General features: G+C 63.8%; 10 protein-coding genes. 6 read left to right on the forward strand and 4 right to left on the reverse strand.

All coding sequences use genetic code 11. The annotated features are described in order from the left end of the window. Positions 1-56 precede the first annotated feature (56 nt). A complete protein-coding gene (locus tag AC3WUM_RS09190) occupies positions 57-1,328 on the forward strand; it encodes an NAD(P)/FAD-dependent oxidoreductase (protein WP_492409927.1) in 1,272 nt (423 codons plus the stop codon). A 125-nt stretch (positions 1,329-1,453) separates the two neighbouring features. After that, on the forward strand, positions 1,454-2,545 hold the full coding sequence (locus tag AC3WUM_RS09195) for an acyltransferase family protein (protein WP_492409928.1): 1,092 nt from the start codon (positions 1,454-1,456) through the stop codon (positions 2,543-2,545). Positions 2,546-2,593: 48 nt separating this feature from the next. Here AC3WUM_RS09195 and AC3WUM_RS09200 read toward each other — a convergent pair whose 3' ends face one another. After that, on the reverse strand, positions 2,594-4,768 hold the full coding sequence (locus AC3WUM_RS09200) for a malate synthase G (protein WP_492409929.1): 2,175 nt from the start codon (positions 4,766-4,768) through the stop codon (positions 2,594-2,596). 147 nt (positions 4,769-4,915) lie between these two features. Here AC3WUM_RS09200 and AC3WUM_RS09205 point away from each other — a divergent pair, with 147 nt between their 5' ends. Beyond that, complete coding sequence (locus AC3WUM_RS09205; protein WP_492409930.1) at positions 4,916-5,662, forward strand: SDR family oxidoreductase; 747 nt, start codon at positions 4,916-4,918, stop codon at positions 5,660-5,662. 7 nt (positions 5,663-5,669) lie between these two features. On the opposite strand, the gene AC3WUM_RS09210 is transcribed toward AC3WUM_RS09205, so the two are convergent. Together AC3WUM_RS09210 and AC3WUM_RS09215 are read right to left on the reverse strand one after the other, a co-directional pair. Further along, complete coding sequence (locus AC3WUM_RS09210) at positions 5,670-6,581, reverse strand: creatininase family protein (protein WP_492409931.1); 912 nt, start codon at positions 6,579-6,581, stop codon at positions 5,670-5,672. Positions 6,582-6,782: 201 nt separating this feature from the next. Further along, positions 6,783-8,723: a cellulase family glycosylhydrolase gene (locus tag AC3WUM_RS09215; RefSeq protein ID WP_492409932.1), complete on the reverse strand. Its 1,941-nt coding sequence runs from the start codon at positions 8,721-8,723 to the stop codon at positions 6,783-6,785. 96 nt (positions 8,724-8,819) lie between these two features. On the opposite strand from AC3WUM_RS09215, the gene AC3WUM_RS09220 reads away from it, so the two are divergent. Beyond that, positions 8,820-10,178, forward strand: a complete 1,359-nt coding sequence (locus AC3WUM_RS09220) for an MFS transporter (RefSeq protein ID WP_492409933.1) — start codon at positions 8,820-8,822, stop codon at positions 10,176-10,178. On the opposite strand, the gene AC3WUM_RS09225 is transcribed toward AC3WUM_RS09220, so the two are convergent. Further along, positions 10,168-10,995, reverse strand: coding sequence for a TetR/AcrR family transcriptional regulator (locus AC3WUM_RS09225; protein WP_492409934.1), 828 nt, complete (start codon positions 10,993-10,995; stop codon positions 10,168-10,170). The two genes, AC3WUM_RS09220 and AC3WUM_RS09225, sit on opposite strands and share 11 nt — an antisense overlap. Between AC3WUM_RS09225 and AC3WUM_RS09230 the strand changes: the two genes are divergently transcribed. Continuing rightward, positions 10,983-12,602, forward strand: a complete 1,620-nt coding sequence (locus tag AC3WUM_RS09230; RefSeq protein ID WP_492409935.1) for a carboxylesterase/lipase family protein — start codon at positions 10,983-10,985, stop codon at positions 12,600-12,602. The genes AC3WUM_RS09225 and AC3WUM_RS09230 overlap by 13 nt on opposite strands. A 24-nt stretch (positions 12,603-12,626) precedes the next feature. Beyond that, positions 12,627-14,219 carry a tannase/feruloyl esterase family alpha/beta hydrolase gene (locus AC3WUM_RS09235; RefSeq protein ID WP_492409936.1) on the forward strand — a complete coding sequence of 531 codons (1,593 nt, stop codon included), beginning with the start codon at positions 12,627-12,629 and terminating at the stop codon, positions 14,217-14,219. Positions 14,220-14,225 lie beyond the last annotated feature (6 nt).

Here is a 14,225-nt window from a genome sequence, read left to right on the forward strand (position 1 = left end):
AAGATGCCTAATCTTGTCGGATTCCAAACGCCTGTATACGACGAGAGAAGGGTGAAATGACGACAGAGGAAACGTCCCAGCCGGTGTTGATCGTGGGGGCTGGTCACGCAGCGGGCGAAATGGCGACCGCGCTGCGTATGAATGGATACAAGGGGCCGATCACGCTGATCGGCGAAGAGCCGCACCTGCCGTACCAGCGCCCGCCGCTGTCGAAGGCCTTCCTGTCCGGTGACATCACCACCGAGCGTCTGTACGTGAAGGGCCCTGCGGTCTACACCAACGCCGCGATCGATTTCATTCCGAACACCCGCGTCACCGCGATCGACAAGGCCGCCAAGACGGTCACGCTCGAAGACGGACGCACGCTGTCGTACAGCAAGCTCGTGCTCGCCACCGGCGGCCGTCCGCGCCTGCTGTCGCTCGGCGACGAACGCATCAACAAGGCGCCGAACCTGCACTACCTGCGCACGATCGGCCACGTCGACAACATGCGCGAGCAGTTCAAGCCCGGCAACAAGCTCGTCATCATCGGCGGCGGCTACATCGGCCTCGAAGTTGCGGCCGTGGCGCGCAAGAAGGGCATCGACGTCACCGTGCTCGAAGCGATGGACCGTGTGCTGCAGCGCGTGACCGCGCCGGAAGTGTCGGCCTTCTACCAGCAGGTGCACGGCGAGGCCGGCGTCAACATTCTCGTCAACACCGCGCTGACCGGTTTCGAGTTCGACGCCGAAGGCCGGGTGACCACCGTACTGACCGCCAACGGCCACAGGATTCCGGCCGACGTGGTCATCGTCGGCATCGGCCTGATTCCGAACGTCGAGCTCGCCGAGCAGGCGGGCCTGGCGATCGAGAACGGCATCGCCGTCGACGAATACGGCCAGACCTCCGACCCGGACATCCTCGCCATCGGCGATTGCAGCAGCCACCCCAACGCCTACGCGGGCCGTCGCCTGCGCCTGGAGTCGGTGCCGAGCGCGCTCGAACAGGCGCGCTCGGCCGCAGCCCTGCTCGTCGGCCAGAAGAAGCCTTACAACGCGGTGCCGTGGTTCTGGTCCGACCAGTATGATCTCAAGCTGCAGATGGTCGGTCTCAACCAGGGCTACGACACGGTGGCGCTGCGCGGCTCGCCGGCGAATCGCAATTTCCTCGCGTTCTACCTGAAGGACGGCGTGGTGCTGGCGGTGGATTCGATCAGCCGTCCGCAGGAGTTCATGGTCGCCAAGAAGCTCGTCGCCGAGCGCGTCAAGGCTGATCCGATGGTGCTCGTGGACGAGTCCCAGCCGCTCAAGGCCCTGGTACCCGCAGCGCCGGCTCCGGCCGCTTCCTGAGTCGCATCGAATGACGAAACGGCCCGTAATTCCGGGCCGTTTTCGTTCATGCATGCCGCACGCTCAAGCTTCGACATGCATTGTCGGTTCACGCGCAATTCAAGCGGTGGCGGTGCAATGGACCGATGGCTCGCCAGATCGAATCGCTCACCGGCTTGCGCGGCATCGCCGCGATCGCGGTCGTCATCCATCACGTCAACGTGTTCGTCTCCGGTGGCGACATCGTGCTGCGCGGGCAGCCTTTCGTCGATCTGTTCTTCGTGCTGTCGGGCTTCGTCATCAGCCTGGCGTACTTGAGGCCGGGCTCGAAACGCTTCGACTGGGGCGGATTCTTTCGCGCCCGCTTCGCCCGCCTGTATCCGCTGCACCTCGTGACGACGCTCGCGATGGCGGCCGGTGTCGCAATGCTCGCGTATCAGCGCGGCGAGCCGCTCGACGAGCGCTATTCCGCATGGTCGGCGCTGCGTGAACTCACGCTGCTCGGCGCGATGCCGGTGATCGCGGCGGAGCGGCTCTGGAACTATCCGTCGTGGTCGATCAGCGTCGAATGGTGGAGTTACTTCACCGTGTTCCCGCTGATCCTGTGGCTGCGTGGCTCATCGGCGCGAACGCTCGCGATCGGTTTTTGCGTGCTCGCCTGCGGCGTCGGCATCGGGCTTTATTTCTTCGATCCGACGCGTGTCTTCATCGGCTGGCCCGCGTTTCTGCGCGCGGCCGTGGGCTTCGGTCTGGGCTGGGTGGTGTGGGAAGTCTGGAAGCGCGGCGCCCAGCCGGTTCGCGCGGGCTATCCAATGGCCTTGCTCGCTGTGATGCTCCTCGCGATCTACGCGATTCCGGCGATGCGCGCGGACGACCACGACGCCTGGCTGCTGTTGCCGCTGTATCCGTTGCTGATCCACGCGCTCGCGAATGCCGATCGCCAGCCCGGCAATGCGCTCAATCGCAGAACCGTGGTCTGGCTCGGAGAGATCAGCTACTCGATCTACCTCGTGCATCCACTCGTGCTGCTGCTGTTGCAGACCCTGCATCCGCGCCTCGCGGCGCTCGCATCACGCAACGAGTTGCTGGTCATCGAAAGCCTCGTCGCGCTCGCGGCGACGATCCCGATGGCGGCGATGACCTATGCGCTGATCGAAAAGCCGGCGCGCCAATGGCTGACGGGCAGGGCAGGCGAGCGCATCGAAAAATCGGCCGCCACAAACGCACATCGCGCCTGATGACTCAGGCGCGATGTCGTGACGCGACGGCTGCTGACGCGGTGAAGCTCAGCCCTTGAGCTTGGCTTCCTGGCGGCGCTGATGCAGCAAGGGTTCGGTGTAGCCGTTGGGCTGCGCGGTGCCCTTGAACACGAGGTCGCAGGCCGCCGCGAACGCGACGCCGTCGAAGTTCGGCGCCATCGGGCGATACAGCGGATCACCCGCGTTCTGCTTGTCGACGACCACGGCCATGCGCTTGAGCGTCTCGAGCACCTGCGCTTCGCTGGTCAGGCCATGACGCAGCCAGTTGGCGATGTGCTGGCTGCTGATGCGCAGCGTGGCGCGGTCTTCCATGAGGCCGACGTTGGAAATGTCCGGCACCTTGGAGCAGCCGACGCCCTGGTCGATCCAGCGCACCACGTAGCCGAGAATGCCCTGCGCATTGTTGTCGAGTTCCTGCTGGATCTCTTCGGCCGTCGGACGCGCGTCGCCCATGAGCGGAATCGTCAGGATGCTGTCGACCTTGGCGCGACGGCCGCCGGCGGCGATTTCCTTCTGGCGCGCGAACACGTCGACCTGGTGATAGTGGATCGCATGCAGCGTCGCGGCGGTCGGCGAGGGCGTCCAGGCCGTCGTCGCGCCGGCTTTCGGATGCGCGATTTTCTGTTCGAGCATCGCCGCCATGAGGTCCGGCATCGCCCACATGCCCTTGCCGATCTGCGCCTTGCCGGGCAGGCCGCAGGCCAGGCCGATGTCGACGTTCCAGTCCTCGTAGGCGCTGATCCACGGCTGCGATTTCATCGCCGCCTTGCGCACGACCGGGCCGGCCTCCATCGAGGTGTGGATCTCGTCGCCAGTGCGATCGAGGAAGCCCGTGTTGATGAACACCACGCGCTCGGAGGCCGCCTTGATGCAGGCCTTGAGGTTGACCGTCGTGCGGCGCTCCTCGTCCATGATGCCGATCTTGATCGTGTTGCGCGGCAGGTCGATGAGGTCTTCGATGGCCGCGAACAGATCGACCGCGAACTGCACTTCCTCCGGGCCGTGCATCTTCGGCTTGACGATGTAGATGCTGCCGGTCTTGGAGTTGCTGAGCGCGTTGAGCTTCCTGACGTCGTGCGTCGAGATCAGGCTCGTCACCACGCCGTCGAGTATGCCTTCCGGAATCTCACGGCCCTGGCCGTCGAGCACGGCCGGGTTCGTCATCAGGTGGCCGACGTTGCGCACGAACAGCAGGCTGCGGCCCGGCAGCGTGAATTCGCCGCCATCGGGCTTCGAGTAAGTGCGATCGGCGTTGAGCTTGCGCGTGATCGTGCGGCCGCCCTTCTGCAGCTCTTCGACGAGGTCGCCCTTGATGAGGCCGAGCCAGTTCGAATACGCCACCACCTTGTCGCTCGCATCGACCGCGGCGACGGAGTCTTCGCAGTCCTGGATCGTCGTGATCGCCGATTCGAGCGCCACGTCCTTCACGCCGGCCGCATCGGTCTTGCCGATGGCGCTCGTGCGATCGATTTCGATCTCCACGTGCAGGCCATTGTGCTTGAGCAGCACCGAGCTCGGGTTCGCTGCATCGCCGGTGTAGCCGACGAACAGCGACGGCGTGGCGAGCGTGGTCTTGCCGGCCGTGGTCGTCACCGACAGCTGGCCGCCTTCGATCGCGTAGGCGGTCGCGTCGGCATGGCTGCCGCTGGTGAGCGGAGCGGTGGCGTCGAGGAAGGCCTTGGCATAGGCGATGACCTTGGCGCCGCGCACTTCGTTGTAGCCCGGGCCCTTGGTGGCGCCACCTTCCTCGGAGATCGCATCGGTGCCGTAGAGCGCGTCGTAGAGGCTGCCCCAGCGCGCGTTGGCGGCGTTGAGCGCGTAGCGCGCGTTCATGACCGGCACGACGAGCTGCGGGCCGCATTGTTCGGCGATCTCGGCGTCGACGTTCTGGGTGGTGATCTTGAAGTCGGCCGGTTCGGGCAGCAGGTAGCCGATCTCGGTCAGGAACTGCTTATAGGCTGCCGCGTCGTGAGGCTGGCCGGCGCGCTCGCGATGCCAGGCATCGATCTGCGCCTGGATCGCATCACGCTTGGCGAGCAGCTCGCGATTGCGCGGGGCGAAGGTGTCGACCAGGGTTTCGAAGCCCTTCCAGAATGCGCCGCTGTCTACGCCGACGCCCGGGAGGATGCGCTGTTCGATGAGATCGTGGAGGACCTGGGCGACCTCGAGATTGCCCTTGCGAATGCGGACGGTCGTGCTCATGCGGCTAAGCTCCGGCGGACGGTGGATGAGGGGCCGGCATTCTACACATTTAAGCTGTCAGTCCGGCGAATGGATTGCACCAGTTTTGCCTATAAGGTGCGACCTAGACTAAAGGCTAGTGCACCGTACCCAACGAGGAATCTCCGCATGCGACGCAGCATTCTGATCACCGGCGCGAGCTCCGGACTCGGCGAGGGCATGGCCCGCGAATGGGCGGCCCGCGGCCGTGATCTCGCGCTCTGTGCCCGGCGCGTCGACCGGCTCGAAGCCCTGCGCGACGAACTGGCCGAGCGCCATCCCAACATTCGCGTCAGCATCCGGCCGCTCGACGTGAATGACCACGAAGCCGTGTTTCGCGTGTTTCGCGAATTCCAGGACGAGTTCGGCACGCTCGATCGCATCATCGTCAACGCTGGAGCAGGAAAGGGCGGCCCGGTTGGAACCGGCCTTTTCGAGGCCAACCGCCAGACCGCCGAAACCAATTTCGTCGCCGTGCTCGCCCAGTGCGAAGCGGCGATGCAGATTCTTCGCGAGCAGCGCCAGGGTCATCTCGTGATCATCTCCTCGATGAGCGCGCTGCGCGGCATGCCGCGCCTCATGGCGACCTACGCGGCGACCAAGGCCGGTGTCGCCGCGCTGGCCGAAGGCCTGCGCATCGAAATGCTCGGCAAGCCGATCAAGATCAGCACGATCTATCCGGGCTACATCGACACCGACATCAATCGCAAGATGAAGAGCCGGCCGTTTCTCGTCGACACCGCCACCGGCTGCAAGGCGCTCGTCAAAGCCATCGAGCGCGAGCCCGCGAAAGCCTATGTTCCGGGCTGGCCGTGGACGCCGGTCGGCTTCGTGATGAAGCGGCTGCCGCTGTCGATCCTGGGCAAGCTGAGCTAGCGCGCAGTCAAGGCGCGAGGCCGCCCCGGGTTTCGATCGCCTTCTGCATCGCCGCGATGGTCTTGGTCGCACGGAATTCGGCGACGTCCCTGGCCCACTGTGCCATTTGCTTCTTGTCCTTGATCGAGACGCCATCGATCGTCGCGAGGTTGGCCTTCACGCGTTCCTTCCAGCGCACGGCATCCGGATCGGCGCCCATGACTTCGATCTCGACCGCCGGATCGTCATGTACGTGGTCGCTGGCCTGGCCTTCCTTCATCACGCCTTTGCTGCGCAGAAAATCGTAGACGCTGTTGTATTCGTAGTATTCCGGCAGATGGGCGACCAGCGGCGCTGCCTTCCACTGTGCGTTGAGCTTGTGGGCCACCGCGTCCATGCCTTTCAAGTTGCCGCCACTGTCGCCGATCAGAAAAATGCGCTCGAAGCCGTGGACCTTGAAGCTCGTGACGATGTCCGCCAGCAGTGCCTCGAATGTGGATTCCTGCAGGCTGATGGTGCCGACCGTGTCCATGTGGCCGCTCGGTGGATCGAGATCGCCCTCGGGTACGAACGGAACGATCGGCGCACACAGTGCATTGCCGAGCTTGCGCGCGATGGCGGCGCAATTGGTCTGCAGCGCGTAGTTGTGCTTGCCGAGCGCCACCCACGGGCCGTTGGGTTCGATGCCGCCGGTCGGAATGATGATGGTCTTCTTGCCGTCCGCCATGGCATCGCGGACGTCCAGCCAGGTCATTTTTTCGATCCACACCTCATCCGTTTTCGGCAGCGGATTCTTGGTGTCGACGCAGTTGTAGGCGCTTTTCGCGCAGCTTCCGCCGCCGGCATCGCGCGGGTCGTGAGGCGGACGATCCGCGGCTTGCGCGCTTGCGGTCGCCAGAGTCAGGCCTGCTGCCAGGAGTGCGCACAGCATCTGTTGCATGGGTTGTCGATCGATGCGGGGAGAGATCGCAACTTAGGACGGCAAGTGCCGAAAACGCAATCGCGAAAAGCTGCAATCCGTTTGAGAAATTCTGAAGTGAGAAGGTGTCGTCCCCGAATGGGTAGCGCTATTCGACAGCGGCTCCGTATTTTTACGGATGGCCTTGAAGCACGGAGCCGGCACCTTCGTCGAGTTCTCGGGTCAACGGCAGTGTAGGACGCCTTCGACTTTGCCCGCGGCAATCGCTCGTAGCTTCAGCAATTGCCGATCGGGCGCATGTTGCTGCTGAACTGCAGCCCCGGATAGTGCGATCGATGGTGCCGTGCGCGCAAACCGTGCCGGAATGAATATTTCGGTATCACCCTCGATTTCGGGATCGAGATCGATCGAAAAGCGGAATACACCTTCATCCTGCGAATAGTGAACTTGAAGAATCCGGCCTTGGGCGCGCTGGATGTAGGGCCGGCAGAATCCCGCTACGGCGCGACCTCCGTCGTCTTCGCCCGGCTGCTGGTCGCACGAGAAAATCGACAGATCCTCCTGATTCCAGCCGTCGCCGACGCGTAGATCGTTCCGGTTGGATGCGGTGTAGTTCCATTGCGTGGACGACAGCAGCAGCGTGTCGAGCGTGTCGTAGACACTCTGCAATGCCAGAGCCTGCGCCTGCCAGGTTGCGCCGTTGCGCTCTCCTGCATTCCAGCGGTGGAAGGATTCGCCGTCGTTGAGATCGAAGGGCACGCCGAATTCACCGATCAGCGTGGGGGCGCCGCCGTTGAGTCGTTCGCCTATGGTGCGGAAGTAGGCGAGTTGCAAGCCGTAGAGCTTCTTTTTTTCTGCCTGATGCGCGGCATCCGGCGTCGATGGGCTGCGCTTGCTCCACAGCAGCGCCAGGTCGTACCAGTGGCTCGCGTTGACGGTTGCCGGCGGCATGTCTTTCGGAAAGCTGCGCCCCTGCGCGATCAGATGCGGATTGATCTCGGCGAACAGCAGCCAATCCGGATTGTGGCTGCGGATGGTCGCCGCCATGCGATGAAAGAACGGCTGCATGAAATCGCGTTCGTGATCGATGCGCTGCCCGCCGTTCTTGATGAAGAAATCTTCGTCGACGACCTGCGCTGTGGTTTCGCCTGCACGCCAGGCGCCGGCCTGCTCGAAAGGATCGGGGCCGTCCGAGAGCCAGATCGACGTTCTCGAGCTGTTGTATTCGACTTCGCGCACCGCGACGCTTCCATCCGCGGCGCGCGAATAGAACGGAACCTTCGTCGGCAGGCCGCGTGCTGCACTGAGCCCGTCGAACGGCGTCCACATCGGACCCAGGCGTAACGGCGAGTGATCGCTGATCGGCGGCGGCGCCGGGCGCTGCGACATCTTCTGCCCCACCCAGCCGATGCCGGGCTCGTTGAGACTGTCGAAGCCGATCACGTTGGGTAGCGACGCGACCCGCTTTGCGATAGCGGAGACGGCGCCGAAATAGTGGCGCTGCAAGTAGTGCTGCACGTTTTCGCCATCGACCTGCCATTGCGGCGTCAGCGTTGCTCCGGCGAAGAACGCGGTCCACATGATGCCGTTGGCCGCCATGCGATAGTTCACCGGCCAGCTCATCGCCGGATAGCGCGATTCCTGGCGCCGTTCGGGGTTCGAATAGTCGTAGCGGTACTGCATCACGTGCGCGGCTGCAGCGGCATCGAAGCGACGAAAATCGATCCCGAGTTTTTCGAAAGTCCAGCCGGGCGCGCCGCTGCCGCCCGACATGCGGCTCCACGCGTCCTGGTGAAAATCGATGAACACCGCGAGCCCATGCGCGGCCGCGCGTTCGCAGACCTGGCCGACGTAGTCGACATAGTCGGCATCATGCTCGCCAGGGCCGGCGTGCTCGACGGCTTCCCAGGTGGCCAGCAGGCGCAGCGTGTTGAAGCCCCAGCGCGCGATGCGCCCCAGATGCGTGTCGGCTTCGGCCAGCGGAAATGGGCGACCGACGAAACTGACGCTGCGATGATCGCTGAAATCCGAAGGGCGATCGGTGCCGCCGTCGGGGTAGGGTAACTTGCAATCACCGCCGAGATTGACCCCCCGCAGAATCAGGTGCCGACCTTGCCGATCGACGAAACGCGTCCCTTCGATTCTCACCCAGAGCTTTGACATTTTGATGTGATCCCCCATACTTCGGAAAACTCATTATACAAATGGTGAGTGAAAATGCATGCACACAAGCATGAGAGCTCCCGGGAGAGAGTCGACATGGAACGCAACATGGGTCTGGGGCGCCGCTTTGCGCTGGGCGCGGGCGACTTCGGTTTCAATCTGTACTGGCAGACGGCGTCGATCTACCTATTGTTTTTCTACACCGACGTGCTCGGTCTGCCGCCTGCCGTCGCGGGTGCGATCTACATGGCGGCCCTGATCTGGGATGCGGCACTGGACCCGTTGATCGGCTCGCTGGCGGATCGTACGCGCACGCGCTTTGGTCGCTACCGCCCATATCTGCTGTTCGGTGGCTTGCCGCTGGCAGTGATCTTCGCGGCGATGTTCGCCGGCCCGGCGGGTGACAGCACCGCAGGCATGGTGTTCGCCGCCGTGCTGCATGTGGGCTTTCGCAGCCTGTATGCGGTGATCTCGATTCCCTATGCCTCGTTGTTCGCACGCGTGACCCGCGATGCGCGCATTCGGGCTGATCTTGCAGGCATTCGCATGGTGTTCGCGACGGTCTCGGCACTGTTGGTCGCCAGCCTGACTTTGCCGTTGGTGAAAGCGCTCGGCACGGAGGATGCGCCGCGTCGCGGTTGGGTGATGCTGGCGCTGATCTTCGGTGTGATCGCGAGCTTGAGCCTGCTGCTCGCCGCCTGGGCCGCGAACGGCTACGACAGGATCGAGGATCAGGTTCAGCAGAAGCCGCCGATGAAGGCGCTGCTGCGCTCCTTGTATCTGAATCGTCCGCTGATGCTGGTACTCGGGGCGGTCATGATCGCGTCGATCTCGTCGACGCTGTTCGGAAAAAACCTGCTGTACTACTTCAAGTACGTGGTCGGTCGCGCCGAACTCGGCAGCGTGGCGATGGGTGTGGTGGCGTTGGTCGCGGCATTGTCGGTCCCGATCTTCACCTGGTTGGCACGCACCTACGGCAAGCGCCGCGCCTGGCTTGTCGGTGCGGTTCCCGCGATCGTCGGCATCTGCTGCTGGCACTTGGCCGACGGCATGCCGCTGCCATTCCTGTTCGTGTCGCTGGCCTTGTGTGCGATGGGCACCGGCGCCTACGGCGTCTGCTTCTGGTCGATGCTCCCGGATACCGTGGAATACGGTGAATGGCGTAGCGGCGTGCGTGCCGAATCACTGGTGTTCGGTTGCGGTGTGCTCGCGCAGAAGGTCGCGCTCGGCATCGGCGCCGGCGTACTCGGCCTGGCACTGAAGCAGATCGGATACCTGCCCAACGAACTGCAATCGGCGGCGACCTTGAACGACCTGAAGCAGTTGATGTTCTGGGTGCCGCTGATCGGTGGAGTGGTGTCGGCAGCGCTGGTCTACTTCTATCCGATCGGGCTCAAGGAGCATGCGCGCATCGTCGAGGAAATCGCGGCGCGCAAGCTGCCGGTCAGCGAATGAAAACGCCCAGCACCGCTTCGATGTGTGCTTCGATGACGGCGTCGTCTGCCGGATCGATGTTCCAGACGCGCCGCACTTCCGGCGCCAGCGTGTAGAACGACTGCGCGGCGCCAACGATCACGTAGACCAGTGCCGGGGCCGAGGCTTTCGGCAGAATGCCTTCGCCCTGCAGCATGCGCACGAAGCGCTCTGCGGAGCGCGAAGTTTCGCCGATGAAATGATCGGCTGCCCAGTGCAGCCTTTCGCTATCGCGCACGCTCTCCTGGACCATGAGACGCGCATGCTCGGGATGGCGCGCGCAATACAGCACGTAGCGGCGCAAAGCCTCGCGCGCGAACTGGCGCCGGCTTTCGCGTGTGCGCAGCTGCACCGTGGATGGCGGCGCCGCCAGTTCAGCGGACTGGCGCGCGAACAGAAACGTCACCGCTTCGCGCCACAACGCGTCCTTGCTGTTGAAGTAGTACTTGATTAAGGCGTGATGCACGCCGGCCAGCTCCGCAATATCGCGGGTCGAACTGCCAGCGAAGCCGTGCTCTGAGAACACCTGCAAAGCGGCCTGCAGGATCGCGGCGCGTGTCGCTTCTTTCTGCTGCAAACGAAGGTTGACGCGCGGTTCATCCGGTTTTGCAGTCGCGTGAGAGGCTGCTTTTGCTTCCGGCTTCGATTTTTTTTTCTTCTGAGCGGTCTTGAGGGCTTTTGACATCGGTGTGGCCTGGGTTATGATTAATCTCATTATACAACTGGTGAATAAGAGGCGCGACTCTCTGCGAGAGTCTAAAGCCGCGGACTGGTGAGGAGAGTTGGATGCGCGTTTCAAGTCAGCATTTGTCGATGTTCGCGTTGCTGGGCAGCTTGCACATTGCCTGCTCCTGCGCGGCCCCGCAGTCGACGACCGCAGTGGAGCGGCAGGCTGTCGTTACGATACCGGGCACCGGTCAGACCACAGCTACGGTGCGTGTCGAGACCGGCGTGTTGCAGGGCGCGGTCAGCGAAGCCGGCGTCTCGTACAAGAACATTCCGTACGCCGCACCGCCGGTCGGTGATCGCCGCTGGCGCGCCCCGGCGCCGGCCGAGCCTTGGGACGGCGTGCGTGATGCAACGCGTTACGGCCGTGACTGCATGCAGAATCGGCAGTCGTGGGACTCGATGGCGCCAACGCAGCCGCAAAGCGAAGACTGCCTGTATCTCAATATCTGGTCGCCCGCATCGGCCGGCGAAAAGGGCAAGCTTCCGGTGCTGGTCGCGATTCATGGCGGCGGCTTCGTTGCCGGCGCCGGCAGCCAGGCGGTGCTCGACGGTAGCAAGCTCGCAGCGCGCGGCGCGATCATCGTCACCTTCAACTATCGGCTCGGACGTTTCGGCTTCTTCGCACACCCGGCATTGAGTGCGGAAAGTCCGGGCGACGCGGTCGGCAACTACGGCTTCATGGACCAGATCGCGGCGCTGCGGTGGGTGCAGCGCAATATCGCCGCGTTCGGTGGCGATCCGGCTAACGTGACGGTGTTCGGTGAGTCCGCCGGCGGTGAATCGATCAACTATCTGATGCTCGCCACCGATGCACGAGGTTTGTTCGCCAAAGCGATGGTGCAATCCGGCGGCGGCCGCTCGCCGTGGCCGAAGCTCAGTGAAGACCGGCCGAATCTGCCATCTGCGGAAGCGGTGGGCCGCAAGTTCGCGGCCAAGGTCAAAGTCGCCGCCGACGATGCGGCCGCACTGCGCGCGGTGTCGGCGGCCAAGGTGCTCGGCGGCATCAGCCTGATCGACAACGACGGCGGTACCTACAGCGGCCCGATGATCGACGGACGCATCGTCACCGGTGCGGTGAGCGACGGATTCTCGCAAGGCAAGCAGGCCCGGATTCCTTACTGGATCGGCAGCAACAGCAACGAGTTCGGTTTTCTGCCGGGCTTTTTGCTCGGACGTTCGAACAGCAAGCTCATCGAGCAATTCGGTTTCGACGAAGCGCAGCTGATCGCAGGCTACGGCAGCAAGGACGCCTATGAAGCGCATTTCGCCAGCGACGTCACTTTCACCGAGCCGGCGCGTTATCTCGCGACCGCGGCGGCCGCGAAGCAGCCGGTTTATCTGTGGCGCTTCGCTTACGTGGTCGAATCCAAGCGCAAGTCATCCAAGGGGGCTGCGCACGCTACCGACTTGCCGTTCACACTCGGCAATCTCGCAGCCAACGGCGACAAGATCGGCGATGCGGATCGGCTTGCCGCCCAGCAGTTCGGCGATGCATTGATCGCCTTTGCCAAAACGGGTGTTCCGGCGATCGAGGGCCAGCCGGCATGGCCGCGGTATGTCGCAAAAGAAGGGCGAATGGTGGAGTTTTCCGAGAAGGGCATCGCGATCCTCAGCGCTGTGTCGCCTGCGCTCGATGCGATCGCCCAGCAGTTCGCCAAGCGCACCAGCGCGCCTTAAGCCGCGCCTCTCAGGAACCGCCACATGAAAATCATTGCAAAGACGCTGACGATGCTCGCTGCGCTGTCGGCCTTGTCGCTGCCGCAACAGGCGCACGCTGCAGACGACGCCTGCCAGGCACTGAAGGATTTCAAGCTCACTGCAGGTCGCATCGACAGCGTCAGTACCATGACGCCGCCGGAACCGCTGGATCTCGGCATCAAGGGCGTGCCGCCGCTGCCGGTGTTGAACACGTATTGCCGCGTGCAGGGCCGGCTGACTCCCACGCCGGCGTCCGACATTCGCATCGAAGTCTGGCTGCCGCCCAAAGAGAAATGGAACGGCAAGTTTCTGGGTGCCGGCAATGCCGGCTACGCCGGCAATTTCACCTCGCCGTACCTGTTCATGGGCAATGCCGTCGGCCACGGTTATGCGGCCGCCGGTACCGACACCGGGCACGTCAACGGCCAGATGGGTGATCGCGCCGCCTCCGGTGCGGGCTGGGCGCTGGGCCAGCCCGAAAAGGTGATCGACTACGGCAACCGCGCCAATCACCTGACCGCTGCCGCAGCGAAATCGCTGGTGCAGGCTTACTACGGCAGTGCGCCGAAGTATTCGTACTTCCAGGGCTGCTCGAATGGAGGACGCGAGGCGCTGATGGAAGCACAGCGCTATCCCGAAGACTACGACGGCATCATCGCCGGCGCGCCGGCCTACGATTGGATCTCGCTGGTCGCCGGCATGGCCTGGAACACCTTGGCGCGAGACGCCTTGCCCGACGGCATGCTGCCGGTCGCCAAGCTCACGGTGCTGCAGAATGCGGTGCTCGAGCAGTGCGATGCGCTGGATGGCGTCAGCGACGGCTGGCTCGATGATCCGCGTCGCTGTGCGTTCGACCCGGGCACTGTCCAGTGCAAATCCGGCGACGGCGACGATTGCCTGAGCGCGGCCGAAGTCGTCGCCGTGCGCAAGATCTATTCAGGGCCGAAGACCGCAGCAGGAAAGCAGATCTATCCGGGCTTTCCGCCGGGCTCGGAGGCCGAGCAATGGAACCAGTGGCTCACCGGTGCGGAAACCGACGCGGCGATGTTCTCGACCGAATACTTCCGCAACATGGTCTTCGAGAAGCCGGACTGGGAACTGGCGCAACTGAACCTGGATCGCGATCTGCCGATCGCACGCGCCAAGCACGACAAGATCATGGTGTCGAACAATCCGGATCTTCGCGCGTTCGCCAAGCGCGGCGGCAAGCTGATCATGTATCACGGCTGGGGCGATGCCGCGATTCCGGCGCAGAGCACGATTGCCTATCGCGATGCCGTGCGCGCCAAGCTCGGCGCGACCGAAGCCGACAAGTTCATGCAGCTGTACATGGTGCCGGGCATGAATCACTGCCTCGGCGGCCCCGGTCCCAACGACTTCGACATGATCGCCGCAATGGAACGCTGGGTCGAAGCCAAGACGCCGCCCAAGGAGATCATCGCGGCCAAGTACGCCAATGAATACGCCGGTCTGCTCGGCCTGCCTCCGGGCGATCCGGTGGTGTCGCGCCCCTTGTGTCCTTATCCGCAAGTCGCACTGTACAAGGGACAAGGCTCGACCGACGAAGCCGCCAGCTTCAGCTGCGGTCTGCGCTGAGCGAGT

This window comes from Hydrocarboniphaga sp. FW305-C-57, assembly GCF_058783045.1.

What these genes read in the sequence shown, in the direction of transcription:
- AC3WUM_RS09220 (WP_492409933.1), top strand. Translation starts at nt 8,820, where the DNA reads ATGGAACGCAACATGGGTCTGGGGCGCCGCTTTGCGCTGGGCGCGGGC.
- AC3WUM_RS09210 (WP_492409931.1), bottom strand. Translation starts at nt 6,581, where the DNA reads ATGCAACAGATGCTGTGCGCACTCCTGGCAGCAGGCCTGACTCTGGCG.
- AC3WUM_RS09235 (WP_492409936.1), top strand. Translation starts at nt 12,627, where the DNA reads ATGAAAATCATTGCAAAGACGCTGACGATGCTCGCTGCGCTGTCGGCC.
- AC3WUM_RS09190 (WP_492409927.1), top strand. Translation starts at nt 57, where the DNA reads ATGACGACAGAGGAAACGTCCCAGCCGGTGTTGATCGTGGGGGCTGGT.
- AC3WUM_RS09215 (WP_492409932.1), bottom strand. Translation starts at nt 8,723, where the DNA reads ATGTCAAAGCTCTGGGTGAGAATCGAAGGGACGCGTTTCGTCGATCGG.
- AC3WUM_RS09205 (WP_492409930.1), top strand. Translation starts at nt 4,916, where the DNA reads ATGCGACGCAGCATTCTGATCACCGGCGCGAGCTCCGGACTCGGCGAG.
- AC3WUM_RS09230 (WP_492409935.1), top strand. Translation starts at nt 10,983, where the DNA reads ATGCGCGTTTCAAGTCAGCATTTGTCGATGTTCGCGTTGCTGGGCAGC.
- AC3WUM_RS09200 (WP_492409929.1), bottom strand. Translation starts at nt 4,768, where the DNA reads ATGAGCACGACCGTCCGCATTCGCAAGGGCAATCTCGAGGTCGCCCAG.
- AC3WUM_RS09195 (WP_492409928.1), top strand. Translation starts at nt 1,454, where the DNA reads ATGGCTCGCCAGATCGAATCGCTCACCGGCTTGCGCGGCATCGCCGCG.